Origin of the sequence: Amycolatopsis eburnea, assembly GCF_003937945.1 — a bacterium.
GTDB classification, from domain to species: Bacteria; Actinomycetota; Actinomycetes; order Mycobacteriales; family Pseudonocardiaceae; genus Amycolatopsis; species Amycolatopsis eburnea.
Genome location: NZ_RSEC01000058.1, coordinates 370,207 through 394,246, shown reverse-complemented (window position 1 = coordinate 394,246; position 24,040 = coordinate 370,207). Strand labels below are relative to the sequence as shown.

The 24,040-nt window shown below is 71.5% G+C and carries 21 protein-coding genes; 8 read left to right on the top strand and 13 right to left on the bottom strand.

The window, feature by feature from the left end:
• The first annotated feature begins 28 nt into the window (after positions 1-28).
• Complete coding sequence (locus EIY87_RS27245) at positions 29-913, top strand: LolA-like protein (RefSeq protein WP_125312713.1); 885 nt, start codon at positions 29-31, stop codon at positions 911-913.
• 70 nt (positions 914-983) lie between these two features.
• Positions 984-1,730, top strand: a complete 747-nt coding sequence (locus EIY87_RS27240; RefSeq protein WP_125312712.1) for a hypothetical protein — start codon at positions 984-986, stop codon at positions 1,728-1,730.
• 46 nt (positions 1,731-1,776) lie between these two features.
• Here the strand turns inward: EIY87_RS27240 and EIY87_RS27235 are convergent, their stop codons facing one another.
• A complete protein-coding gene (locus EIY87_RS27235; RefSeq protein ID WP_103348528.1) occupies positions 1,777-2,268 on the bottom strand; it encodes a DUF6912 family protein in 492 nt (163 codons plus the stop codon).
• A complete protein-coding gene (locus EIY87_RS27230; RefSeq protein WP_125312711.1) occupies positions 2,265-3,671 on the bottom strand; it encodes a WS/DGAT/MGAT family O-acyltransferase in 1,407 nt (468 codons plus the stop codon). Before EIY87_RS27230 ends, EIY87_RS27235 begins: the two co-directional genes overlap by 4 nt.
• A 34-nt stretch (positions 3,672-3,705) precedes the next feature.
• On the opposite strand from EIY87_RS27230, the gene EIY87_RS27225 reads away from it, so the two are divergent.
• On the top strand, positions 3,706-4,467 hold the full coding sequence (locus tag EIY87_RS27225) for a TrmH family RNA methyltransferase (RefSeq protein ID WP_125312710.1): 762 nt from the start codon (positions 3,706-3,708) through the stop codon (positions 4,465-4,467).
• A gap of 4 nt (positions 4,468-4,471) precedes the next feature.
• Here the strand turns inward: EIY87_RS27225 and EIY87_RS27220 are convergent, their stop codons facing one another.
• Positions 4,472-4,846 (bottom strand): HAD-IA family hydrolase, encoded by a 375-nt coding sequence (locus tag EIY87_RS27220; RefSeq protein WP_125313550.1) that lies wholly within the window; start codon positions 4,844-4,846, stop codon positions 4,472-4,474.
• Positions 4,847-5,033: 187 nt separating this feature from the next.
• On the opposite strand from EIY87_RS27220, the gene EIY87_RS27215 reads away from it, so the two are divergent.
• Entirely contained in the window at positions 5,034-5,489 is a 456-nt protein-coding gene (locus EIY87_RS27215; RefSeq protein WP_125312709.1) for an Rv3235 family protein, read from the top strand.
• A gap of 219 nt (positions 5,490-5,708) precedes the next feature.
• Here the strand turns inward: EIY87_RS27215 and EIY87_RS27205 are convergent, their stop codons facing one another.
• The 7 genes from EIY87_RS27205 to mtrA form a co-directional block, all read right to left on the bottom strand.
• Complete coding sequence (locus EIY87_RS27205) at positions 5,709-6,911, bottom strand: cytochrome P450 (protein WP_125312707.1); 1,203 nt, start codon at positions 6,909-6,911, stop codon at positions 5,709-5,711.
• Between the two features lie 65 nt (positions 6,912-6,976).
• Entirely contained in the window at positions 6,977-9,859 is a 2,883-nt protein-coding gene (secA, locus tag EIY87_RS27200; RefSeq protein WP_125312706.1) for a preprotein translocase subunit SecA, read from the bottom strand.
• A 205-nt stretch (positions 9,860-10,064) separates the two neighbouring features.
• Positions 10,065-10,751: a ribosome hibernation-promoting factor, HPF/YfiA family gene (gene hpf, locus EIY87_RS27195; RefSeq protein WP_125312705.1), complete on the bottom strand. Its 687-nt coding sequence runs from the start codon at positions 10,749-10,751 to the stop codon at positions 10,065-10,067.
• 668 nt (positions 10,752-11,419) lie between these two features.
• Positions 11,420-12,184, bottom strand: coding sequence for a ComF family protein (locus tag EIY87_RS27190; RefSeq protein ID WP_225440151.1), 765 nt, complete (start codon positions 12,182-12,184; stop codon positions 11,420-11,422).
• Between the two features lie 67 nt (positions 12,185-12,251).
• A complete protein-coding gene (locus EIY87_RS27185) occupies positions 12,252-13,961 on the bottom strand; it encodes an LpqB family beta-propeller domain-containing protein (RefSeq protein WP_125312703.1) in 1,710 nt (569 codons plus the stop codon).
• A complete protein-coding gene (mtrB, locus tag EIY87_RS27180; RefSeq protein WP_125312702.1) occupies positions 13,958-15,682 on the bottom strand; it encodes an MtrAB system histidine kinase MtrB in 1,725 nt (574 codons plus the stop codon). The genes EIY87_RS27185 and mtrB overlap by 4 nt, the downstream gene beginning before the upstream one ends.
• Positions 15,683-15,689: 7 nt before the next feature.
• Complete coding sequence (gene mtrA, locus EIY87_RS27175) at positions 15,690-16,367, bottom strand: MtrAB system response regulator MtrA (RefSeq protein WP_005150760.1); 678 nt, start codon at positions 16,365-16,367, stop codon at positions 15,690-15,692.
• 335 nt (positions 16,368-16,702) lie between these two features.
• On the opposite strand from mtrA, the gene EIY87_RS27170 reads away from it, so the two are divergent.
• Entirely contained in the window at positions 16,703-17,488 is a 786-nt protein-coding gene (locus tag EIY87_RS27170; protein ID WP_125312701.1) for an IclR family transcriptional regulator, read from the top strand.
• A gap of 50 nt (positions 17,489-17,538) precedes the next feature.
• On the top strand, positions 17,539-18,669 hold the full coding sequence (gene solA, locus EIY87_RS27165) for an N-methyl-L-tryptophan oxidase (RefSeq protein ID WP_125312700.1): 1,131 nt from the start codon (positions 17,539-17,541) through the stop codon (positions 18,667-18,669).
• On the opposite strand, the gene EIY87_RS27160 is transcribed toward solA, so the two are convergent.
• The 3 genes from EIY87_RS27160 to EIY87_RS27150 all read right to left on the bottom strand — a co-directional run bounded on the left by EIY87_RS27160 (position 18,658) and on the right by EIY87_RS27150 (position 20,703).
• Positions 18,658-19,311 (bottom strand): dTMP kinase, encoded by a 654-nt coding sequence (locus EIY87_RS27160; RefSeq protein WP_125312699.1) that lies wholly within the window; start codon positions 19,309-19,311, stop codon positions 18,658-18,660. The genes solA and EIY87_RS27160 overlap by 12 nt on opposite strands.
• 64 nt (positions 19,312-19,375) lie before the next feature.
• Positions 19,376-20,131, bottom strand: a complete 756-nt coding sequence (locus tag EIY87_RS27155; RefSeq protein ID WP_125312698.1) for a hypothetical protein — start codon at positions 20,129-20,131, stop codon at positions 19,376-19,378.
• Complete coding sequence (locus EIY87_RS27150) at positions 20,128-20,703, bottom strand: papain-like cysteine protease family protein (RefSeq protein ID WP_125312697.1); 576 nt, start codon at positions 20,701-20,703, stop codon at positions 20,128-20,130. The genes EIY87_RS27155 and EIY87_RS27150 overlap by 4 nt, the downstream gene beginning before the upstream one ends.
• 247 nt (positions 20,704-20,950) lie before the next feature.
• On the opposite strand from EIY87_RS27150, the gene EIY87_RS27145 reads away from it, so the two are divergent.
• The gene (locus EIY87_RS27145; protein ID WP_003085563.1) at positions 20,951-21,949 is read left to right on the top strand and encodes a hypothetical protein; all 999 of its coding nucleotides are present in this window, start codon (positions 20,951-20,953) and stop codon (positions 21,947-21,949) included.
• A gap of 210 nt (positions 21,950-22,159) precedes the next feature.
• Positions 22,160-24,016 (top strand): hypothetical protein, encoded by a 1,857-nt coding sequence (locus EIY87_RS27140; RefSeq protein ID WP_125312696.1) that lies wholly within the window; start codon positions 22,160-22,162, stop codon positions 24,014-24,016.
• Positions 24,017-24,040: the final 24 nt, after the last annotated feature.

Below are 24,040 nucleotides of genomic sequence, written 5' to 3'. Positions count from 1 at the left end.
CGGAAGCTCCAATCCTGAGGGGATGTACATGCGCAAGACCACCCTGGTCGCGGCCGGTGCCGCGCTGGTTCTGACGCTGACGGCGTGCAGCGGCAACTCCACCACGGGCACCGCCGCCCCGGCCGGCGAGCAGGCCGGTGGCAGCAGCAGCGGCCTCGCTTCGCCGTTCACCGACGCGTTCCAGCTGGCGTCGGCGTCGAAGCAGGGCACCGAGAAGTCCAAGTCGGCGAAGTTCACCATGGAGGGCGCCGCCGCCGGCCAGTCCCTGAGCGCGACCGGCGCGATGGCCTTCGACGGCGCGAACACGAAGTTCTCGATGACCAGCACCGCGGCCGGCCAGACCACCGAGATGCGCATGGTCGACAAGGTCATGTACCTCAAGCTGCCCGCCGACCAGCAGAAGCAGATGGGCACCGACAAGGCGTGGGCCAAGATCTCGGCCGACGGCACGGACCCGATCTCGCAGGCGATGGGGAGCGCGCTGTCGCAGTCGGCGGAGCAGAGCGACCCGAGCAAGATCCTGGAGCAGGTCTCCAAGGCGGGCCGGATCATCTCGTCCGACCAGACCGAGCTGAACGGCGAGCAGGTCAACCACTACAAGGTCGAGCTCGACGTGGCCAAGGCCATCGACCAGTTCACCGGCCAGGTCCCGGCCGCCGCGCGCGACCAGATCAACGAGAAGCTCAAGGGCAAGGACCTCAAGATCCCGGCCGAGCTGTGGCTGAACAAGGACAACCTGCCGGTGCAGGTCACCATGGACCAGGGCCCGATGATGCAGGCGCTGGGCGCGCCGGCCGGCGACGCGAAGTTCACGATGAAGTACAGCGACTGGGGCACCCAGGTCGACGTGGAGGCCCCGCCGGCCGACCAGGTCGTGGACCTCGGCGAGCTGATGAAGAAGGCCGGTCGCTGACCGGAAAACTCTGAGTAGCAGCGGCTCCCCCGAACGGGTTCGGGGGAGCCGCTGTGTTTTTGTTGGCGCCATGCGCAAAGCCGCCGTAGTGCTGCTGTTCCTCCTGCTCTCCGCCTGCTCCGGCCCACCGTCGCCGCCCGCGTTCACCGACGCGCGGGCGCTGGCCGACGCCGCGACGGCGGCCACCACGGGCAGCGGCTCGGCGAAGTTCGCCACGGACGTCGCGGTCGGCGAGGTCCGCTCGAAGGGCACCGGCCAGGCGCGCTTCGCCACCGCCGGGACGTCCCAAGTGATGACGACCGACTTCATCGGCGAGCCGATGGAGCTGCGCCTGGTGGCGGGCAAGCTGTACGCGAAGGTGCCGGAGGGGTCGCGCGACGAGGTCGGCACGGGGAAGCCGTGGGTACTGGTCGCGGCGGACGGCGGCGACCCGTTCTCCCAGGTGCTCGGCGGCAGCCTGACGCAGCTGGCGGCGCAGAACGACCCGGCGCACACGCTGGGCGAAATCCGGACGGCGGGCACGATCGTCTCGTCCGAGCGCGCGCAGCTGGACGGCGTGGCGGCGGAGCACTACCGCGTCGAGCTGGACCTCGCCCGCCTGGGCACGGACCTGCCCGCGGGCCTGCCCCCGGAGTCCGCGGGGCGGCTGGGCAAGTTCCCGGTGGAGCTGTGGCTCGACGACGCGCACCGGCCGCTGCGGATCGTGCTGGACCTGACCCCGATCCTCCAGGGCTCCGACGCGCGCATCACGACGCGGTATTCGGACTGGGGCAGCCCGGTCGACGTCCAGCCGCCGCCCCCGGGCGAAGTGGGGTAGTCACGGCTCCGCGGGTTGCCCACAGGTGAACCCACCTGGGGACAACTCAGAGCAGCTCCAGCAAGAACGGCAGTTCCTGCGGCGCGTACCAAGCCAGTTCGTGGTCCTCGGCGTCGCCCAGGGTGAACTCCGCGTCCGGGTCACCGAGATCCGCCGCGTCGATCACCGCGGCGGCCGCCGATACCGCTTCGGCGGCCTCGGGCGCGTCCACGTGGATCGCCGCCACCGCCTTCAGCGGGATCGGGCCCCCGATGCGGACGACCGGGGCGTCCAGGTCCGGGCGCAGCGTCACGCCCTCGACGTCCGCCGACACCACCACCCGGCGTGGCTCGCCCTTCTCCTCCGCCGCGATCAGCCGCAGCGAAGCGCGCGCCGCGTCCAGCAGGGCCGCGTACTCCAGCTCCTCGTCGGACCCGCTCACGTACGCCTCGCGCAAGGCCGGCGTCAGCGCGAACGCCGTTCCGCTGCGGGCGCGGAACTCCCCCGAGGACTCGAGGTCGCGAAGCATCGCGATGGTCGCAGGCAGATAAACCCTCACCAGTGCGCACCCTTCAGCTCTTCCAAGGATTCTTCGATCATCCCGGCCAGCAGGTCGACGTCGAAAGCGGCCTTGCGGTCGCCGTTCAGTCCGAAGTAGACGCCGCCGTGGTAGGACGTCACCCCGATCGCCAGCGCCTGGGTGCGCATCAGCGGCATCACCGGGAACATCTCGACCAGTCTGGCCTCTCCCGCGTACATCGGCACCTGCGGGCCCGGCGAATTGGTCACCATGACGTTGAAGATGCGCCCCGACAGCGACCCCGCCGCCCGCGCGCCGAGCGAATGAAGCGTAGCGGGGGCGAAGCCGCCGACCTTGAGCAGGCCGCGCGCCGCCACCGAACGGCCCGAATCCCGGTGCTCGGCCATCGCGTGGCCGATGTGCTGCAGGCGCAGCACCGGGTTGGGCTCGCCGACCGGCAGGTCCACCAGGTACGCGGCCACCTGGTTGCCGACCAGCCCCGGCGTCGAGTACCCGGGCGTCTCCTCGTCGCGGACCGCCAGCGGCACCAGCGCGCGGACCGTCGTGTTCGGGGTCAGTTGCTCCTCGCGCGAAAGCAGCCATTCGCGCAGCGCGCCGGTGATGGCCGCGAGGACGACGTCGTTGACCGTGCCGCCGTGCGCCGCGCGGATCTTGCGGAAGTCCTCCAGCCGCGTCCGGACCACGGAGAACACGCGGCCGCCGGACACGCGGACGTTCAGCGGGCCGGTCGGTGCCGGCCGCACCAGCGTGCGCAGCGTCGACGCCACGCCGCCGACCGTCTCGGCGAACTTGCCCGCCGCCGCGAACGCGTCGTTCGCCGCCGAGCGGACGTTCTCGACGACCTCGCCCGGCCGCTGGACGCCTTCGCTGACCGCGTCCAGCACCAGCTGCGTGCGGCTCGGCTCGCGCCGCGGCGTCCAGATGTCCTCGAAGGGTTCCGGCTCGGCCGGCGTCGGGTCGAGGATGAGCTGGCCGAGCTCGATCGTGCCGACACCGTCCACAACGGACTGGTGGGTCTTCGTCACCAGCGCGACGCGGTCGCCGGCCAGGCCCTCGATGAAGTACGCCTCCCAGAGCGGCCGCTCCGGCGCCAGCCGCCGCGACATCAGCCGGGCGACCAGGTCGAACAGCTGCTCGTCGCTGCCCGGGTGGGGCAGCGCCGAGCGCCGGACGTGGTAGTTCAGGTCGAAGTCGACGTCGTCCACCCACACCGGACGCGCGAGGTGCCCGGGCACCTCCGCCACCCGCTGCCGGTACCGCGGCAGGTACGCCAGCCGCGCGCCGACGAGGTCCAGCAGCTGCGCATAGCCGAACCCGGACCGGGGCCGCTCGAAGATCGCCACCCCGCCGACGTGCATCGGCGTCGCGTGGTCCTCGAGGTAGAGGAACGAGGCGTCCAGCGCGGAAAGGCGGTCGGGCATGGGCCGATCCTTACACAATGCGAGACTGCCGGGTGTGGGTGATGAGTCGACTGTCTCGCCGAAAGACCGCTTCCTGACCGTGTACGGGCGCAAGCCGGTGCTCGAGGCGCTGGCGGACGACGCCCTGCGCGTGGACAAGGTGATCCTCGCCGACACCGCGCGCGGCCCCGGCGCGGCCGAGATCCAGCGCGCGGCCAAGGCGGCCGGCGTGGTGGTGCAGCGCGCCAGCGCGCACCGGGTCAAGGTGCTCGCCGGCAACGGCAAGCAGGACCAGGGTGTGCTCGCCGACGTCGTCGCGCCGCGGATGCGCGCGCTTTCCGCGGCGCTGGCCGACCGGCGCCCGCCGTCGCGGGTGCTGCTGCTGGACGGCATCACCACCCCCGCGAACGTCGGCATGATCCTGCGGACGGCGACCGCCGCCGGGCTCGAAGGCGTGATCGTGCCGCGCCGCGGCGTCGCGGCGCTGGACCCGCTGGTGGTCAAGGCTTCGGCCGGGGTCGCGTTCCGCGCCCCGGTGCTGCGCTGCGGCTCGGCACGCGAAGCGGCGGAGATGCTCACCGAAGCGGGCTACGCGCTTTACGCGCTGGGCGCTTCGGCGCGCACCACGGTGTTCGACGTCGACCTGCCGCAGCGCGCGGCGTTCGTCCTCGGCGGCGAGACTGCGGGCGTCGGCGAAGAAGTCGGCGAGCTCGTCACGGAATGGGTGTCGATTCCCATGCCCGGTGAGGTCGAGTCGCTGAACGTCTCGGCCGCCGCGGCGGTCTTGTCGTTCGAATTGGTGCGCCGCGCGCGCTGACTACTCAGCCGTCAGGGAACAACACGCTCAGTTCCGTCAGGGTCTCTTCGACCGAGCGGTGGTGCACACCGACCATGCCCGCCTGCACGGCGCCGCGGATGTTCGTCACGGAGTCGTCGACGAACGCGCACCGCACGGCGGGCAGCCCGAGGCGGTCCGCCGCGATCAGGTAGACCGCCGGGTCCGGCTTGGCCACGCCGACCTCGCCGGAAAACACCAGAGCGTCGAAATAGTCGAACATCGTGTTCTTGACCTCGGGCGACGCCCCCGGGGCGTTCGAGAGGAGCGCGGTGCGGACGCCTCGCTCGCGCGCGGCCGCCAGGTAGTCGTAGAACCGGCCGGCGTCGGGGTCGGTGAGAACTCCGGCGAAATCGACCAATAGCCCTTTCAGCACCCGGCACACCATAGCCGGGCCGCAACGCGCTGTCTCGCATAGCGCAACACTGCCGGGGAATCCCACGGTTCGGCGGATCTCGCCCGGATTGTGCGATTCCCGTCGCCTTTCCGGCCCGTTCCTGCCTCTAAGCGGCGGAGGTGGGGAAATGCCGAGTCCAGGAGGGGACGAAATGATCGAGCAACACCGCCTGCGAACGCTCATCCACTGCGAAGCGGCGCGGCGGGCGGACCCGCCGCCGTCGGTGACACCCCTGGAACACCGCCGCGGCGGCACCCGGTGTCCAGAGCCGCGGCAGCTCGAGGCGAGCGAGGTCGGCCGCGTGCTGAACATGCTGCTGGAGGCCTACGACGGCCGCCGCCCGGCGGCGCAGGTCCGCGCGCTGGTGGCCCCGGAGGTGTACGCGGGGTTCAGCAGTCCCAGCCGGACACGACCGCGCCACCGCACGCAGACGATCCACACGTGCACCCCGGCCCCGGACGTGATCGAGGCGTGCGCCCGCGTGGAGGCGGACGGCCGCTCGTTCGCACTGGCGGCCCGCTTCACGCGGACGCCGACGGGGTGGCGTTGCGTGCGCTTCGCGCTGCTGAAGCCGCGCCCGGGCCGAGCCCTGCGGCGCGCGGCGTGAGGGAGGCGGGGGTGGCGCGGCCGCCGCCGGGGTGACGGAGCAGGGCGGGCCCGGTGAACGCACCCAATGTGGCGTTGGGTGCGCTGGACGCACCCAATGTGGCGTTCGGTGCGTCAGACGCACCCAACGCCACATTGGGGCGCTGGGAACCAAGCCGCGATCAGGCAGCGTCGGAAGCAGGTGCCCCAGTGCGGGTCCGCGCTGACCCGACTTTCCGCGTCAGCGTGCGACCGGCAAGGTGGCCAGGCCGCGCAGGGTGGTTGTCGGGTTCCACTCCGGGGTGCCTGCCAGCCGGAGGTCCGGGAGGCGCCGGGCCAGTTCGCGGAGCACGATGCGGCCCTCCAATCTCGCCAGCGGCGCACCCAGGCAGAAGTGGATTCCCTGGCCGAACGCCAGGTGGCGGGCCGCCGGCCGGGACGGGTCGAACTCGTCGGGATCGGGGCTCGCCGCCGGGTCGCGGTTGGCCGCGCCGAGCAGGACGATCGCCTGGCTGCCCGCCGGGATCGGGACCTCGGCCAGCGTCGTGTCGCGCAGGGCCGTGCGCGCGGTCAGCTGGACCGGGGAGTCGTAGCGCAGCACCTCCTCCACCACCCGGTCCGGGGCGTCCGCCGCGGCGCGGAGACCGTCCGGGTGGTGCAGGAGCGCCAGGACGCCGTTGCCGATCAGGTTCGTCGTCGTCTCGTGGCCCGCGATCAGCAGGAGCGTGAGCGTCACCAGCAGCTCGCCCTCGGTGAGCACGTCGCCCGCGTCCGAGACCGCGACCAGCGGGGACAGCAGGTCCTCCCCCGGCTCGCTCCGGCGCCGGGTCGCCAGCTCGCGGAAGTAGCCGACGAACGACTGCCGGGCCTTCACCGCGGGCTCGATCGTCTCCGGGCGCTGCAGGAACGGCGGGTCCAGCGCCCGCGCCATCGCGTGCGACCACGCCGCGAACTGCTCGCGGTCGTCCAGCGGGACGCCCAGCAGCTCGGCGATCACCTCGACCGGCAGCGGCTTCGCGAGCGACGTCATCAGGTCGAAGGCATCGCCGGCGCTGTCCAGGAGCGACGCCGTGAGCTCCTCGATCCGCGGTGCCAGCCGCTCCACCATCCGCGGCGTGAACGCCTTCGCCACCAGGCGCCGCAGCCGCGTGTGGTCGGGCGGGTTCAGCGAGAGGAACGCCCGGACCACGCGTCCTGACTCGTCGACCGGCTGGTCCGGGAGGCGGTCCGCCGGATCCAGGTACTCGGGTTCCGGGTGCCCGAACGCCGGGTCGCGCAGCACCTGCGTGGCTTCGGCGAGGCCGCTGACCGCGAACATCTGCGGGGCCAGCGCGGCGACCGGCCACCGCTCACGCCACCGCGCGTAGTGCGGGTACGGGTCGGGCCGGCGGTCGGCGCCGAACAGCGCGAAGAACTCCTGCGGCTCGGCCGCGACCTGCGTCATGAGAACCCCCGTTCACGACAGCGGGGCGCGTGGCTCGGCCACGCGCCCCGCTGTGCTCACCCACGTCAGCGACGCGGGCCCTTCTTGCCCTTCTTCTGCGCGTCGCGCTGCGCGGCGCGGCGATCCCGGCGGGTGCCCCCGCCGCCGCCCGCGGCCTGCGCGCCGCCCTCGGCGTGGGACTCGACCTCGCCGTCCTCGCCCGGGCCGGACAGCGTCACGCCCGGCTGCCGGCCACCGCCGCCGAGGCCCTTGCCGCGCAGCGCGGCCGGGACGGACTCGGTGTCGGTCGTCGGCGGCTGCGGCGGCGCCGGCCGCGCGTGACGGCCTTCGGTCGCCTGGCCGTTGCCCGAGCCGACGCCCGTCGGAACGGCGGCCGCGGCCTCCGCCGGCGGCGCCTCGGCCCGCTCGACCTGCAGGTTGAACAGGAAGCCGACGGCCTCCTCCTTCAGCGAGTCGAGCATCGCGCGGAACATGTCGAAGCCCTCGCGCTGGTACTCGATCAGCGGGTCGCGCTGCGCGAGCGCCCGCATGCCGATGCCCTGCTTGAGGTAGTCCATCTCGTAGAGGTGCTCACGCCACTTGCGGTCGAGGACCGTCAGCATCACCTGGTGCTCCAGGGTGCGCATGCCGTCCGGCCCGACGAGCGCGTTGATCTCCGCTTCGCGCTTGTCGTAGGCGTTGCGCGCGTCCTGCAGCAGCGCCTCGCGCAGGCCCTGCGCGTCGAGGTCGCCGTCCTCCATCAGGTCGTCCCAGTCGAGGCTGACCGGGTAGAGCTGCTTCAACGCCGTCCACAGCTTCTCGTGGTCCCAGTCCTCGGCGTAGCCGTTGGCCGTCGCACCGTCCACATAGGCGTTGACGACGTCCTCGAGCATGCCCTCGATCTGGTCGCGCAGGTTCTCCCCGGCCAGGACGCGGTGGCGCTCGGCGTAGATCACCTTGCGCTGCTCGTTCATGACCTCGTCGTACTTGAGGACGTCCTTGCGCTGCTCCATGTTGATCTGCTCGACCTGGGTCTGCGCGCTCTTGATGGCCTTGGAGACCATCTTGTGCTCGATCGGCACGTCGTCGGGCAGCCGCATGGTCGTCATGACGCGCTCGACCATGGTCGCGTTGAAGCGGCGCATGAGCTCGTCACCGAGCGAAAGGTAGAAGCGGGACTCGCCCGGGTCGCCCTGGCGGCCGGAACGACCGCGCAGCTGGTTGTCGATGCGGCGCGACTCGTGCCGCTCGGTGCCCAGCACGTAGAGCCCACCGGCCTCGCGGACCTCTTCGGCCTCGGCCTTCGACTCCGCCTTGACCTGCTCGAGGACCTCGGGCCAGGCGGCCTCGTACTCCTCGGAGTGCTCGACCGGGTCCAGGCCGCGCTCGCGCAGCACCTGGTCGGCGATCAGGTCGGGGTTGCCGCCGAGCACGATGTCGGTACCGCGGCCCGCCATGTTCGTGGCGACCGTGACGGCGCCCTTCTGGCCGGCGCGCGCGACGATCAGCGCCTCGCGGTCGTGGTGCTTCGCGTTCAGCACCTCGTGCGGCACGCTCAGCTTCACCAGCAGCTTCGACAGGTGCTCGGACTTCTCGACGCTCGTCGTGCCGACCAGGACCGGCTGGCCCTTCTCGTGCCGCTCGGCGATGTCCTCGGCGACGGCCTCGAACTTGGCCTGCTCGGTCTTGTAGATCAGGTCGGCCTGGTCGACCCGGATCATCGGCCGGTTCGTCGGGATCGGCACCACACCCAGCTTGTAGGTCTGGTGGAACTCCGCCGCCTCGGTCTCGGCCGTACCGGTCATGCCGGAAAGCTTGTCGTAGAGCCGGAAGTAGTTCTGCAGCGTGATCGTCGCGAGGGTCTGGTTCTCGGCCTTGATCTCGACCTTTTCCTTGGCCTCGATCGCCTGGTGCATGCCCTCGTTGTAGCGGCGGCCGACCAGGATGCGCCCGGTGAACTCGTCGACGATCATGACTTCGCCGTTGCGGACGATGTAGTCCTTGTCGCGGTGGAAGAGCTCCTGCACCTTCAGCGCGTTGTTCAGGTACCCGACCAGCGGCGTGTTCGCGGCCTCGTACAGGTTGTCGATGCCGAGCTGGTCCTCGACGAACCGGACGCCCTTCTCGGTGACGGCGACGGTGCGCTTCCGCTGGTCGACCTCGTAGTGGTACTTCGAGTTGATCAGGTTCGTCTTCTCGGTGCGCTCGCGCGAGCCCATCGTGGTGGTGTCGATGCCCTGCATCAGCGGCGCGAGCCGGGCGAACTCGACGTACCAGCGCGACGACTGGTCCGCCGGGCCCGAGATGATCAGCGGGGTCCTGGCCTCGTCGATGAGGATCGAGTCGACCTCGTCGACGATGGCGAAGTTGTGCCCGCGCTGCACGCAGTCGTCGAGGCTCCACGCCATGTTGTCGCGCAGGTAGTCGAAGCCGAACTCGTTGTTCGTGCCGTAGGTGATGTCGGCGTTGTACTGGGAGCGCCGCACGTCCGGCTGCTGCTCCGAAAGGATCACGCCGACCTCGAGGCCGAGGAAGCGGTGGATGCGGCCCATCCACTCCGAGTCGCGCTTGGCCAGGTAGTCGTTCGTCGTGACGACGTGGACGCCCTTGCCGGGAATGGCGTTGAGGTACGCCGGGAGGACGCAGGTGAGCGTCTTGCCCTCACCGGTCTTCATCTCGGCGACCTGACCGAGGTGCAGGGCGGCGCCACCCATCAGCTGGACGTCGAAGTGCCGCTGGCCGAGCACCCGCTTGGCCGCCTCCCGGACGACCGCGAAGGCCCCCGGCAGCAGCTCGTCGAGGGACTCGCCTTCGCCGTTCCGCTTGCGGAACTCCTCGGTCTTGGCCCGCAGCTCGGCGTCGGTCAGGTCCTTGACGTCGTCTTCGAGGGTGTTGATGTGATCGGCGATGTTGCGCAGCCGCTTCACCATCTTGCCCTCACCCGCGCGGAGCAGGCGGTTCAGCACCATCCGGTCGACCTCACTAGCTGAATATGAGCGCGCCCGGGCCGGTCCCGGGCAGGTTCTCCCGCGGCGGCGGCCGTGTTCGGCGCCACCTTCCCACCCCATCGTAGGGAACAGGGGCCGCCGTGTGCACACGCCGTAGGTCCTGACATGCGGAGGGCCCGCACGCGAGCGCGTGCGGGCCGTCCGCGAAGGCCTCCTTAGGAGCGGCTCAGCCGAGCCGGATCACGCCGTAGTCGAAGCCTTTCCGCCGGTAGACCACGCTGGGCCGGCCCGCTTCGGAGTCGTTGAAGAGGTAGAAGTCGTGGCCGACCAGCTCCATCTCGTAGAGAGCCTGGTCCACCGTCATGGGCTCCGCGGTGTGCTGCTTCTCGCGAACGACGCGACCGGGCTGGTGACCGAGGTCGTCGTCGGCCCAGCTCTGCTGCTGGGGCAGGTGTATCTCCTCGGCACTCGCGAAGCCGTTCGTCTGCGGCAGGGCTTCGGGTGCCTCCAACACCGCGGTACGCGCGGCGGGACTGGCTGCGGCCGGGGATCCACCACCGGGCAGCGTCGAGGTCGCTTCGGCGACCGATTCCGGGCGGCTGCGCCCGTAGTGCACACGCCTCCGGTCGTGTGTCCTCCGCAGCCGGTTTTCCAGCTTGGTGACTGCGGAATCAAGCGCTGCGTAGAAGTCGGCGGCACACGCTTCCGCGCGCACGGCCGGGCCTCGCCCCTTTCCGGTGATTTCGACGCGCTGGCAGCTCTTGGCCTGGCGCCGGTTGGGTTCGTGGAACAGTTCCACGTCGTACCGGATGACTTTCCTGTCGTAGCGCTCGAGCCGGGCCAGCTTTTCGCTGACAAGCGCCCGATAGTGGTCGGGCACCTCCACGTTGCGGCCCTTAACGACGATGTCCATACACGACCTCCCTCGCTTCGATGACTGCGAGCTGTTGTGTTTTCACACGGCGCCGGTATTGCGGGGACGGAAGCCCGGATCGCGGGCTGAGAAGGAACTCGGGAACGGTTCACGACGTCTCGTGCCGGGAGCCCGAGCGCGGACTCAGCGCACCTCCGGCGCCAGGGACATGGGCTCGTCACCTCCCTGCCTGCGGGGATTGCTGATAGCGGAGCACGTTAGCTTCCTCACGCCCGTTGCAACAGCCCCCGAGCCGGGGGATGTCGAGGAATGAGACTCCGTCACCCCGCGCAGTGATCGCGGAGTGAACACCAGAAAACACCCGCTGGTCGGACGCGGTGCACGGAGCGTGCTTTCACACGGACGGCGCATCGCTTCCTCCAGGTGGACGCCGAGGGTGACGGCCTCGTCCGGCACAGCCGCCACCCCGGTGGAGTGGTGTGGCGGCCGAGTGGTCGTGATCGGCACCCTCATGCCCGGACAACGGGCGCCGGGGCGTTCGCGTTCCCGGGTGACATCACTCGTGTAGGTGATGGGTGGGTTCACCCGGGTGCGGACGTCGTTCCGGTGGAACCGGTACCGCGACCGGGGTGCGGTTTGTCCGGCGCGGTGCCATGGTGGGGGCATGGACCCCTCCGAGGCGCCGGGTGGCTGCTTCGGCCGGGACTTCACCCGGCTGAGAGCAGGGTCAGGACGGCGGAGACCGTGACGCCGGCCGCGGCCAGCGCGCGGGCGCACGCTGCCGCGGTGGCTCCGGTCGTCACCACGTCGTCCAGCACCACGACGGGGTGACCCGGGGGCGGGCGGCCTGCTTCGCGGAACCTCAGGCGGCCGGAGAGGTTGGCGAGTCGTTCGGCGCGGTTGAGGCCGACTGCGTCTCTTGCGCCGCCGGCGAGTTCGAGGGCGGGGGCGACTGATGCTTCGATGCCGTGGGTGGCCAGGATCCGCGCGGTGGCGTTCGCGAGGCGCTCGATGTGCGGGCCGCCGCGTACTCGCGATGCCGAGGGGCGGCTCGGGGCCGGGACCAGGCAGATCGAGCGGGATGGAGCCGCGAGCTGAGCCAAGCCGCCGGACGCAGACCCCCGCGCCGGGAGAGCGACCGAACCCGATGGGCCGACCCGAGCGGCCCCGGCCGAAGCCGCCACCTCCGCGCGGGCCGGACCGAGCGGCAGCTCCACCAAAGCCTCCGCCAACGCCCGCCCCAGCGAAGGCGCCAGATCCCGCCGCCCGCGCTCCTTGTACGCGATCAGCAACCTCCGCCCCACGCCCGAGTACCGGGCCAGGGCGAACACCCGCACCACCCCCGCCGTCGGCACCCGCCAGACTTCCCGGACCGCACCCCAAACCCTCCCGCACCGGGCACAGCACGGCTCGCCGCGCGCTCCGCAAGCGGCGCAGCGGCGGGGGATCACCAGATCAAGCAGTTTCTCCAGCACACGGACAGTCTCACGACCACCACCGACAGTTTCGAACACCCAGCCGCCACCCACACGAGTGAAATCAGCCCGGGTAGAACGGATCCGCGTCCTTCATCGTGTGGGCCTGCGGCCGCCACACCTCGCCGAGTACCGAAGCCGTCCACAGGCCGCTCATGTCGGCCACCACGATCTGGCGGCCCGGGGCCGCCGTCACGCCGTGGACCGGTGGCGTCAGGTTGGAGCTGTTGAACGCGTCCATGCGCTGGCCGTCCACCGTCACGCGGACCACCGGCTGGGAAGTCGACTTCGTCACCGCCACCAGGTTGTCCTGGGCGACCCAGTCGACGTCGACCACGTCCTCCAAGTCATGGGGCTGGAGGTGGCGGGGCTCGCGCAGCGAAACCGAGTCGCCGACGCCGACCACCGAGGCCACCCACAGCTCGCCCTTGATCACCGCGGCCACGCGGGCGCCGTCGCGGGAAAACCTGAGCTCCGAGATCTCGCCCTGCTGGTTCAGGTCCGTCGCGTTCACGCCCAGCGCCGTCCAGACGCCGTTCTGGTTGACCACCATCCGGCCCACCGACAGCTGGTCGACGACCGTCCACACCTCGCCGGTGCCGGGGCGCCACGTCGGGCGGCTCAGCGTCGTGCCGCCGAGGGCCACCTGGGACAGGTCGTGCCCCATGTCGCCGATCCGCAGGCGGACACCACCGCCTTCGCGCTCCACCACCGCCAGGCGCTTGCCGTCGAGGGACTGGGCCGCGCTCACCACGTCGTAGCCGCCGTTGCCCGCCGGGCCGGGGACCGGGGAGCCGTCGCCGAGGGAGCGGACGCGGCCGCCGACCGTCATCAGGCCCTGCAGCTCCAGGCTCGGCGACAGCGTCGAGCCGTACGCCGGGAGGTCGTTCAGGCGCCAGTCCGGGTGGTTCGGCACCAGCGGGGCGCCGTCGGCGAGGATCCGGATCCGCGCCGACGTGACGTACTGGAGCGAAAGGACGATCTGCGCGGCGATCAGGTTCCGGGTGTCGTCGGACACCCCGGCCAGCCCGGTCAGCGGCACCACCAGCGTGCCGTCGTCGAGGCTCTTGACGTTCGTGTCGATCTCGACCGGCTCGCCGAGGAAGTTCTTCACCGCGCCGGAAAGGCTCGTCGACGGGCCGCTGACCAGCAGGTCCATCACCCGCCCCGGCAGCCCGGACTGCGGTTTCGCGACGACGTAGCGCCGGTCGGGGACGAAGGTGTTCGACGACTCCGAGTAGAAGCTCACCGGGACCGGCGTGTAGTTCTCGCTGAAGTCGGACTCGGTCGCGTACAGGTCGGCCGGCGGGTCGACGATCCGCCACTGGCCGGTCGGCTGCTTGCGCACCTTGACCTGCAACAGCGCCGAGCTGAAGTCCGGCACGAACGAGTTGTTCTGGTCCAGCGTGCCGATGTCGCTCCCGCGCACGTTGACGACCTGGGTGTTCGGGTCGGGCTGCGGGTTCGTGTCGTAGACCGTGCCGAAGGTGTTCTGGATGATCGTCAGGCTGCGGCTCGGCCGCCAGCTCGCCCGGCCGGCGTCATCGAGGTACGCGCGGGCGGCCGCGTTGTTCTGGCCCGGCTTGAGCGTCGCGCGGACGAACTCCCGGACCAGCGTCAGCGGGTCGAGGTCCGGCCGCGGCTCGGCCACGACGTCCCCCGAACCCTGTCCCTGGCGTTCACCGGGCACCACGACGGGCTGCGATTCCAGCGGAACGTTCGCGCAGCCGGCGAGCAACACAAAACACAGCAAGGACACCAGAAGCCGTTTCACTGACCGATTTCCTCACGTTCCGCCAAGATCGCCTCGGGAGCCGGCGTGACTTCGATGATCCCGAGCGGCACCTCACCCGAAACGTGGTCCGGTGGCGGCAGCGCCAGCGGCGGGTCGCCGGCCGGCACGTCCTGGCGGCGCGGCAGCACCAGCCGGAAGCAGGCGCCGTAGCCCGGCTCGCCCCACGCGTCCAGCTCGCCGCCGTGCAGGCGCGCGTCCTCCTGGCTGATCGCCAGGCCGAGCCCGGTGCCGCCGGTGCGCCGGTTGCGCGACGGGTCCGCGCGCCAGAACCGGTTGAACACCAGGTCCGCCTCACCGGGGCGCAGGCCGACGCCGTGGTCCCGGACCGTGATGGCGACGGCCGTCTCGTTCGCTCCGACGGTGAGCACGACCGGCCGGCCTTCGCTGTGGTCGACGGCGTTCGCGAGCAGGTTGCGCAGGATCCGTTCCACGCGCCGCGCGTCGACCTCGGCGATCACCTCGTCGTCGGGCAGCACCAGCTCGACCGAGCTGCCCGCGTTGCCGGCGATGACCCGCACCTGCTCGACCGCGCGGGTCGCGATCGGGCGGACGTCGATGAACTCCGCGGCCAGCTCCTCGACACCGGCGTCCAGCCTGCTGATCTCCAGCAGGTCGCCGAGCAGCGCTTCGAACCGGTCGAGCTCGTCGACCAGCAGCTCGGTCGAACGGGCCAGCCCGGCCGGGAACTGCTCGCGGGACGCGTGCAGCACGTCCGCGGCCATCCGGACGGTGGTCAGCGGCGTGCGCAGCTCGTGCGAGACGTCGGAGGTGAACCGGCGCTGCAGCCCGCCGAACTCCTCGAGCTGGCGGATCTGGCGCTGGATGCTCGCGGCCATCCCGTTGTAGGACACGGCGAGCTTCGCCAGGTCGTCCTCGCCGAGCACGGCGAGCCGCTGGTCGAGGTCGCCGCCCGCGAACTGCTCGGCCGCCGCGGCGGCCTGGCGGACCGGGCGCACCACCTGCCGGGTCACCAGGTTCGTGATGCCGGCGAGCAGGAGCAGCAGCACCAGCCCGCCGACGAGCAGCGTGTTCTGCACGGTCGCGACGGTGTTCTGCTCGGTCGTCAGCGGGAACAGCAAGTACAGCTGCAGCGGGCTCGCCACGGTGTTCAGCGGGATGCCGACGATCAGGTACGTCGTGCGCCCGCCCGCGGTGTCCGGGACGGTGTGCTCGAGCCAGCTCATCTGGTCGGCCTCGACGAACTGGCGCAGCCGCGGCGGCACGTTCTCGTACGGGCCCGCGGACGCCGGCTCGTCGCCGGACTGGTCGTGGCCGCCGCTGGCGAGCACCGGGACGAACGTGCCCGCCGCCGACCCGGCCGCGTCCTGGCTGGTCGGCGTGATCGCGATCTTCTTCAGCGCGTTCTCGAGCCGGTTGTTCATCGCGTCGCGCGTCTCGCCGCCGAGACCGACCAGCTCGCCGGCCGCCGTCTCGGCCGCGGCGCGGGTCTGCGCGATCGCCGCGTCGCGCTTGGTGTCCAGCAGCCGTTCGGTGATCTGGTTCTGCAGGACCATGCCCAGCACGAACACCACGGCGGAGGACAGCGCGAGGGTCGACACGGTGACCCGGAACTGCAGCGAGTGCTTCCACAGCTCGTTGAACGCGACCGCGCGGCGGCGCGCGAAAACGACGACACGCCGCACCAGGCGTGCCGTCGAACGCGCGAACGCGGGGAGCCGTCTGCCGGTCTCCGTGCTCATCGACTCATCACGGGGGGCCGGCCTTGTACCCGACGCCGCGAACGGTCAACACCACCTCGGGGTGCTCCGGGTCCTTCTCCACCTTGGACCGCAGGCGCTGGACGTGCACGTTCACCAGCCGGGTGTCGGCCGCGTGCCGGTAGCCCCAGACCTGCTCCAGCAGCACCTCGCGGGTGAACACCTGGCGCGGCTTGCGGGCGAGCGCGACCAGCAGGTCGAACTCCAGCGGGGTCAGCGGGATGGCCTTGCCCTCGCGGGTGACCTCGTGGCCGGGCACGTCGATCGCCAGGTCCCCGATGGTCAGCGACTCCGCGGGTTCGGCCTCGGTGCGGCGCATCCGGGCGCGCACCCGCGCGACCAGCTCCTTCGGCTTGAACGGCTTGACGACGTAGTCGTCCGCGCCCGACTCCAGGCCGAGGACGATGTCGACGGTGTCGCTCTTGGCGGTGAGCATGACGATCGGCACCCCGGACTCGGCGCGGATCGCCTTGCAGACGTCGATCCCGTTCATCCCGGGCAGCATCAGGTCGAGCAGGACGAGGTCGGGCTTCAGCTCGCGCAGCGCCGGAAGCGCGCGTGAGCCGTCGGCGACCACCGCCGTGTCGAACCCCTCCCCACGGAGCACGATGGTGAGCATCTCCGCGAGTGCGGGGTCGTCGTCGACCACGAGAACACGTGCCTTCATGTCCACATATTCGCACTAGTTCCGGCGCCCGCACGCGCGACCCGCGTGTTTGACCACCAGAAAGATCAAGATCGCGACCCGCCCCTGCTCCATCCGGGTGCCGGTACCGGCGGCTTTGGACGGTCCGTGGAGGCCGCGCGGGTTTCCGGCGCGGCCTCCACGGACCTGCGAGGCGAGTTCAGGGAAACGGCTGGCCGGATGTCGCGGCAGTGCGTGAAGGTTGCGCACTGCGCTACTCCGTGCCCCGTGCGCAACAATCGGGCCTGGCGGCCGGTCCGTCAAGGGATTCGCCCACTCAGCCGATGGGAAACGCACGAAACGGATAGTGTTGCGCTATGCGGAACCAGGACTCGGGCAACGCAACTCAAAGCCAGGTGCAGTCGGTCGACCGGGCGATCAGCGTGCTGGAACTGCTCGCCCGCCACGGCGAAACCGGCATCACCGAGATCGCGGGCGAGCTGGGCGTCCACAAGTCGACGGCGTCGCGGCTGCTCAGCGTCCTGGAGTCCAGAGGCCTCGTCGAACAGCTCGGGGAACGCGGGAAGTACGCGATCGGGTTCGGGGTCGTCCGGCTGGCCGGCGCCGCGACCGGGCGCATGGACCTGGCGAAGCTCGGCCGCGCGAGCTGCCTGTCGCTCGCCGAGGAACTGGGCGAGACGGTGAACATCGCCATCGCGGACGACGGCGTCGCCATCAACATCAGCCAGGCCCGCGGTTCGGCCGCGATCACCACCCAGAACTGGACCGGCCAGCGCACCCCGCTGCACGCGACGTCCAGTGGGAAGGTCCTGCTGGCGTACATGGGCGAAGCCGAGCGAAAGCGCGTGCTGAAGCGGAAGCTGGAGCAGTACACGCCGCGCACGACGGTCGAACCCGAAGAGCTGCTGTCCGAATTGGAGCGGGTGCTCGCGGACGGCTACGCGGCTTGCTACGAGGAGCTGGAACTCGGCATGCACGCGGTCGCCGTGCCGATCCACGGTCCCGGCGGTGATGTCGTCGCCGCGATGAGCGCTTCCGGTCCGGCGTACCGGCTTTCGAAGCAGCGGGTGAAGCAGGTCGTGCGCCCGATGACCGAGGCGGCGGAGGAACTTTCCGCGCAGCTCGGGTACTTCCGGGACTAGGCGGGTTCTCCGCGCACGTTGCTGCCGAAGACGCAACTTCGGAGGGTGCCATGACGCACTACGACGTGATCGTCGTCGGGCTCGGCGGCATGGGCAGCGCCGCCGCGTACCGGCTCGCGCAGCGCGGGCAGCGGGTGCTGGGCATCGACCAGTTCGCGCCGGTGCACAACCGCGGGTCGAGCCACGGCGGTTCGCGCATCACGCGCCAGGCGTACCTCGAAGGCCCCGAGTACGTGCCGCTCCTGCTGCGGGCGCACGAACTCTGGGCCGGTCTCGAACGCGACAGCGGGCGGCGGCTGTTCACCCGCTGCGGTGGGGTCATGGTCGGCACGGCCGGTTCGCGCACGATCACCGGCAGCCTGGCTTCGGCCGAGGCCTTCGACATCCCGCACGAACTCCTGGACGCGCGGGAAGTCCGGCGGCGGTTCCCCACCATGGCGCCGTCGCCGGACGAAGTCGCGCTGTACGAACCGGGCGCCGGGCTGGTGTCGCCCGAAGGCAGCGTCGCCGCGCACCTGCAGCTCGCCGCGCGCCGCGGTGCCGAACTGCACCACGAGGAGAAGGTCTTCACCTGGAGCACCATGGCCGGCGGCGTGCGCGTCGGGACCTCGCACAACTACTACACGGCGGACCGGCTGGTGCTGTGCCCCGGCGCGTGGGCCGGCGAGCTGCTGCGCGACTTCGGCGTCGCCTTCACCGTGCGGCGCCAGGTGCAGTACTGGTTCGCGCCGTCGGGCGGGGTCGCGCCGTACCAGCGGCACCCGGTCTACATCTGGGAAGGCGACGGCTACACGTTTTACGGTTTCCCGGCGCACAACGCGCCCGCGGACGGCGTCAAGGTGGCGTTGCACAGCGGGGGCCGCGTGTGCACCCCCGACGGCATCGACCGCGCGGTGACCGGCGACGAGGTCCACGAGATCGCGACGGTCGTGGAGCGGCACCTGCCGACGCTGCCCGGCGCGTTCCTCCGCGCGGCGACGTGCATGTACACCGACACCGCCGACGAAAGCTTCGTGCTGGCGCCGCACCCGGACGAAGAGCGAGTGGTGCTCGCCTGCGGGTTTTCCGGCCACGGCTTCAAATTCGCGCCGGTGGTCGGCGAGGTCCTCGCGGATCTCGTCGTCGACGGCACCACCGCGCACCCGATCGCGCGGTTCGACCCGGCCCGGTTACTGGCCTAGCAGCGTCGTCGCGAGGGCTTCGTGGTCGACACCCGCGACGCCGTCCAGGACGTGCCACGGCGCGAGCCAGCCCGCCGCGGCCAGCTCGTCGTACACGGCGGCGCAGCGCCGCTGGAGGCCGTCGTCGGTTTCGAAGGCGTCGCGCTCCCGGCCGGTTTCGGTCACGGCACGGCGTTCGGCGCGCTCGGCCGCCACCGCGGGCGCGACCCGCAGCAGCAGGTGCGCGTCCGGGCGGGGCAGCCCGAAGCGGTCGACTTCCAGCTCGTACACCCACTTCACGACGTCGCCGGTCGCGTCCTGGCGCAGGCGCGCGGCGGCGTACGCGGCGTTGGAAGCGACGTACCGGTCGAGCAGGACGACGTCGTGGGTGTCCCGCAGCGCGCGGATGTCGTCGGCGGCGCCGCTGCGGTCCAGCGCGTAGAGCACGGCCATGCCGTACACCGAATCGGCGAGGTCGCCGTGCCCGCGGTGCAGCGCCTCCCGCACGAGGTCGGCGTGCACGCTCTTGCCGTAGCGCGGGAACGCCAGCGACGCCACGCTCGCGCCCTTGGCGCCCAGCGCCGCCGTCAGCCCGTCGGCCAGCGTGCGCTTGCCCGCGCCGTCGAGCCCTTCGATGACCACCAATCGACCCACGCGCGTCACAGTAGCGGGGTGGTTGACCGGCGGGCTCGGTGGAAGGGGATCGACGCCGAGCCCGCCGGTTCGTCTACGCGGCGTGCCGCCGCAGGTGGAAGACGTAGCCGGCGCCGCTGACCGCGAGCACGCCGACGAGGATCAGCAGCGGCACCCAGCCGGTGTCGTGGCTCGGCGCCGCCGGGCCGCCGTCGCCGCGGGGCATCACCTGGGACGTGGCGTCGTAGCCGCCTGCCTCGCCGTTGCGGGCGTAGGCCGAGCCGGGCAGCTTGTCCGCGTAGCGCGCGCCGACGGTCCGCTGGTAGTCGGCGACGGTGACCGCGGTCCCGCCGTCCAGCGGGGTGAGCCGGCCGTCCCGCACCGCGTACCAGGCGTCGACCTGGGGTTCGTGCAGGAGCTGGGCCCCCGCGGGCAGCTGCCGGGCGTACGCGCCTTCGACGTCGCCCGAAGCGATGTTGCCCACCTGCCAGGCGCCGTCGTCGCCGCGCACCGACCAGAGCGTCGCGGTCCGGCCGTCCGAAGCCTGGGCGGGGACGGCGAAGTAGGCGAAGTCACCGGGCGCCGCGCCCGGCTTGCCCGTGACGAAGTCCGCCGACAGCTCGTAGACGGGGTAGGCGTCCGGCGCGACCCGCACCGTGACCGGGCCCCTCGAATCCGGGGCCTGCGCGAAGAACCGGACCAGGGTGTCCTGGAGGTTCGCGGCCGCGGTGTGCGCGGCCGCGGCGTCGGCGCTGCTGATGCCGGCGGACTGGGCCGCGCCTGACACCGGTGCCGTCATCAGCAGCGCCGCGCCGGTCAGCACGGCGAGGACCACCACTCGCCTGCTCATCGGGCGATCCCGGTGAGCGTGTGCGTCCAGGAGAACGACGAATTGCGCGTGTAGAAGCCGTAGGTCGACCAGTTGTAGCGCTTGGCCGGTCCCGGATCGCCCCAGAACACCCAGTCGCCGCCGGTGTCGTAGCCGTAGACGACGTGCGAGTGCCCGCCACCCGAGCGGAAGCCGACCCGGGTCTCGAGCGGCCGGCCGGCCGCGGTCTGGGCCCGGATCGCCGCGTAGGTGATCGGGCGCTCGAGGTAGCGGCCCGGCGAGCGGAACCCGAGCCGGGCGAAGGCGCGCTGCGGGTCGGCGAGCGTGCCGGGGAGGTTGGCGCAGTCCTGGCCGGACTCGCCGTGCGCGAGCCGGCAGAACTCCTGCTGGCTCGAGGTGGCCCCGTGGTAGGCGGCGATGGTGTTGCCCGCGCCGGCCCAGCACCACTGGTTCTTCTGCTGCGCCTGCATCACGATCTGGTTGCGGTAGGTCGAAGGCACTCCGGGCGCGGCTCCGGCGGTGACCGGCGCGACCAGGCACATCATCAGGCTCAGAGCCAGTACGGCGTGAACCTGGCTCGACTTCACCAGCACGGACGGCCTCCTGCTCGAACGTGGGCGAACCAGCGGTGGTCACAACGGTGAACAACGTGGTCACCCGGAGCAAGAACGCCATCCGGCGGAACGGACCGTTCCGGGGGACAGCCGGAACGCGGAACAGCCACCATTACGTGGCCAACCACCCTGAACGGGGGTCGGCGGGGGCACTCTACGCTGCTAACGTGAACGTTCCGCGGTGTTCACGCCCAGCGCACACACTGGTCGGGTGAAGGGACGAGCGGTGGCACAAGACGGGAACCTCCCACTGATCATCGATGGCGCCCGCACGACCCGGGCATCGGTCGCCGAGTTGCCGAAAGAGCTGACCGAGGCGCTCCGCACCGGCGAGTTCCACCACGCGCTGAGACTGGCGATCGCCTACCGCGGCCTCTCGCTCGCCCGGCTGCGCGCGCACCTGGCGCTGCGCGGCGTCCAAATCGGACAGTCCACGCTGAGCTACTGGCAGCGCGGGCTCCGCCAGCCCGAGGTGCCGAAGGCGCTGCCGGCGGTCCGGGCCCTGGAATCGGTCCTCCAGCTGCCCGCGGACGCCCTCGTGGTGCTGATCGGGCCACGCCTGGTCCGGCGCGGCCACCAGCCGGCGGCGTCGTTCCACGACCTGCGCTCCGGCGACATGGGCTCGATCGTGGAGGACCTGCTCGCCGAGCTCGGCGCGTACCCGTCGTCGAACCACTACAACGCCGACCTCGAACTGCTGTCGGTGCACGACACCATCACGTTCGACGCGGAACACCGCCAGGTCAGCCTGCGCACGCGCTTGGTGACGCGGGCGCGGCGGCACGGGCCGGACCGGTACCTGACGGTGTACAACGGCGACCCGGGCTGCCGCATCGACGACGTCGAGCTGATCACCGACGAGGGCTGCCGCGTCGGGCGGATGCGCCGCAACCCGGACGCCGACACGATGGCGACCGAGCTGCTGTTCGACCGCAAGCTCGCCGAGGGCGACATCCACGTGTTCTGCTTCGAGGTCCGCGACGACTCCGGCTCGGCGTCACCGGGCTACTACCGGATGCTGCGCGACCGGTGCGCGAGCTACCTGGTCCAGCTGCGGTTCGACCGCAACGCGTTGCCGGCCCGCTGCACCCGCCAGGTCCGCGCGCGCGACGACGCCCTGCCGGTGGTGGCGGAGGAGCTGGCGTGCGACATGGGCGGGGTGAGCAGCGCGTTCTTCAGCGACGCCGGGCCGGGGCTGGCCGGGGTCGCGGTGGAGTGGAACTGAAAACGCGGATCACGGTTCGATTTCACGCACCGTGAACCCGGGCGGAACAACGCGTGAAACTCCCCTTGCGTGTCCCTTTTTTGTCTCACCCTAACGAGTGAATCGACGCCGGAGCCGACTTCGTTTCCGACCCCTCGTGATCGGGGTCACAGGAAGGCGTTTACAGTACAGCCCTCCGGTCGGGGGTGACCGGATCGCGAGGGAGCGAACGTGCGCCTGAACCTGCCCGAACCGATCACCGAACTGTTGGCTGTGCAGGCAACCGGCCTGCCCACCTCGCCGGTCCTCGCCGTGGAGGGGCCCGGCGGTTCCGGCAAGTCGGAATCGCTGCGCGAAGCACTGGAGAAATGGCGGCGCGAGACGCCGACCGCGCTCGTCCGCCCCTCGGAAACCGTCGATTCCGCGAAAAACACCGTGCTCGGCGTGCTGACCGCGGTAATGATCGGTTTGTCCCCCGGAATCCGCGGTTATCCATTGAAATTCGAACGCACGCTGATCGCGCACCTCGCGATCCGCGAGGACTTCTCGAAGCTGACCGCGACCGACGCGCTGAACCGGTTGAAGCAGGTGCTGACCGCCCACCGCGATCCCGCCGTGCTGCTCGCTTTCGTCCGCAGCGTGGTGCGGGCGGCCGGCGGGCTGGCGGCGGCCATCGCGGGCCCGCCGGTCTCGGCGGCCGCGCCCGAGGTGGTGGACCAGCTCGCCGAAGCCGTGGTGTCGGGCCTGCGCAGGTGGCGGTGGTGGCAGCAGATCGACTGGGCGGGCCCGGTGGCCTGGTTCGGCCACCAGGACCGGGGCTTCGACTTCAACCCCCTGCAGACGCTGATCGACCTCAGCGACTGGGCGCGCAGCGAACGCCCGTCCCTGCGCGAGGAGGCGGACGACCTGCTGGTCGCCGCCCTGCTGGCCGACCTGCGGCGCGCCCGGGCGGAGGCGGGTGGCGACGCGCCGGCCGTGCTGGTGCTCGTCGACGACGGCGACCTGCCCGCCGCATCGGCGTTCACGAGTTCGCTGATCCGCGTTCGCGGCCAGCTGGCCGCCGCGCGGACCGAGCTGCCGCCGGATCCGCTGAACCTGGTCGTCGCCACGACGGGCGCGGTGGCGGACGCGCTCACCACCGCCACCGGCTGCACCGGCGAGTCCGGCTGGGCCGGGCCGTGGGTGCGGATCCCGGCAGGCGACCTCGGTCCGGACGAGGTGCGCCACCTGGCGGAGTCCTCCAGGTGGGGCAACGGGCACCTGCACGGCCCGGTGGCCCACCGGCTCACCCGGGGCCACCCGGAAGGGACGGCCATCGTCCTGGCGGAACTCGCCAAGGACCGCGAGCCCGGCACCGACGTCGACGCCCTGCTGCGCCGCCCGGCGCCCGGGGGCACCACGGTCGAGCGACGGCTGCTGGAACCGTTCGTCCGCGGCCTCAACGCACGCAAGCACGTCGAGGAGCCGCTGCTCGAAGCGCTCGTCACCCTTTCCGCCGCCCGCGACCGGCTCGAGGCCGAACGGCTGCTCCCGCTGCTGCCGCACCCGGTGCGGCACGACTCCCCCGTGTTCACCTCGCGGACGCTGTGGTCACCCGCCGGGGCGGACGACGGGCGGCTGCACCCGCTCGCCCGCTACCTCGGCCTGCGGGCCCTCGCCGCGCGGGACGATCCCGCCACCGGCTGGACGGCGGCGTTCCGGAAGCTGCGGGACCGCGCCGGCGACCGCGCCGGGCAGCTGCACCACGAGCGCCTGCTGAGCGGCAAGGAAGGCGTCGCGGAGGAGCTGGCCGGCCTGCTGCCCGAGCTGCCCCCGGCCGAGTGGCTCGCCCTGCTCGAGGAGGTCGTCGCGACGCCCGATCCGCGCGAGCGCGACCTGGCGCGCGTCCGCGGCCCGAAGCAGCCGTCGACGGCCGCCGACCACGTCGTCGTCCTGCTCGGCGTGCTCCCCGCGCTCGACCACGACCCGTGCTTCACCGACGAGCACGCCTTGGCGGAGCTGCGCGAACTGGCCAAGGACAGCCTTCGCCGGCTGTCCAAGCACGCCCGCGAACGCGGTCCGTTCCTCCTGCGGGCGAAGAGCTACTGAACCGTCCCACCTCCCGGAAGGACT

Bases quoted from the DNA above. Each gene is read 5' to 3' on its own strand.
- EIY87_RS27245 (WP_125312713.1), top strand. From the start codon at position 29: ATGCGCAAGACCACCCTGGTCGCGGCCGGTGCCGCGCTGGTTCTGACG.
- EIY87_RS27240 (WP_125312712.1), top strand. From the start codon at position 984: ATGCGCAAAGCCGCCGTAGTGCTGCTGTTCCTCCTGCTCTCCGCCTGC.
- EIY87_RS27230 (WP_125312711.1), bottom strand. From the start codon at position 3,671: ATGCCCGACCGCCTTTCCGCGCTGGACGCCTCGTTCCTCTACCTCGAG.
- EIY87_RS27215 (WP_125312709.1), top strand. From the start codon at position 5,034: ATGATCGAGCAACACCGCCTGCGAACGCTCATCCACTGCGAAGCGGCG.
- EIY87_RS27205 (WP_125312707.1), bottom strand. From the start codon at position 6,911: ATGACGCAGGTCGCGGCCGAGCCGCAGGAGTTCTTCGCGCTGTTCGGC.
- secA (WP_125312706.1), bottom strand. From the start codon at position 9,859: ATGGTGCTGAACCGCCTGCTCCGCGCGGGTGAGGGCAAGATGGTGAAG.
- hpf (WP_125312705.1), bottom strand. From the start codon at position 10,751: ATGGACATCGTCGTTAAGGGCCGCAACGTGGAGGTGCCCGACCACTAT.
- mtrB (WP_125312702.1), bottom strand. From the start codon at position 15,682: ATGAGCACGGAGACCGGCAGACGGCTCCCCGCGTTCGCGCGTTCGACG.
- mtrA (WP_005150760.1), bottom strand. From the start codon at position 16,367: ATGAAGGCACGTGTTCTCGTGGTCGACGACGACCCCGCACTCGCGGAG.
- EIY87_RS27170 (WP_125312701.1), top strand. From the start codon at position 16,703: ATGCGGAACCAGGACTCGGGCAACGCAACTCAAAGCCAGGTGCAGTCG.
- solA (WP_125312700.1), top strand. From the start codon at position 17,539: ATGACGCACTACGACGTGATCGTCGTCGGGCTCGGCGGCATGGGCAGC.
- EIY87_RS27155 (WP_125312698.1), bottom strand. From the start codon at position 20,131: ATGAGCAGGCGAGTGGTGGTCCTCGCCGTGCTGACCGGCGCGGCGCTG.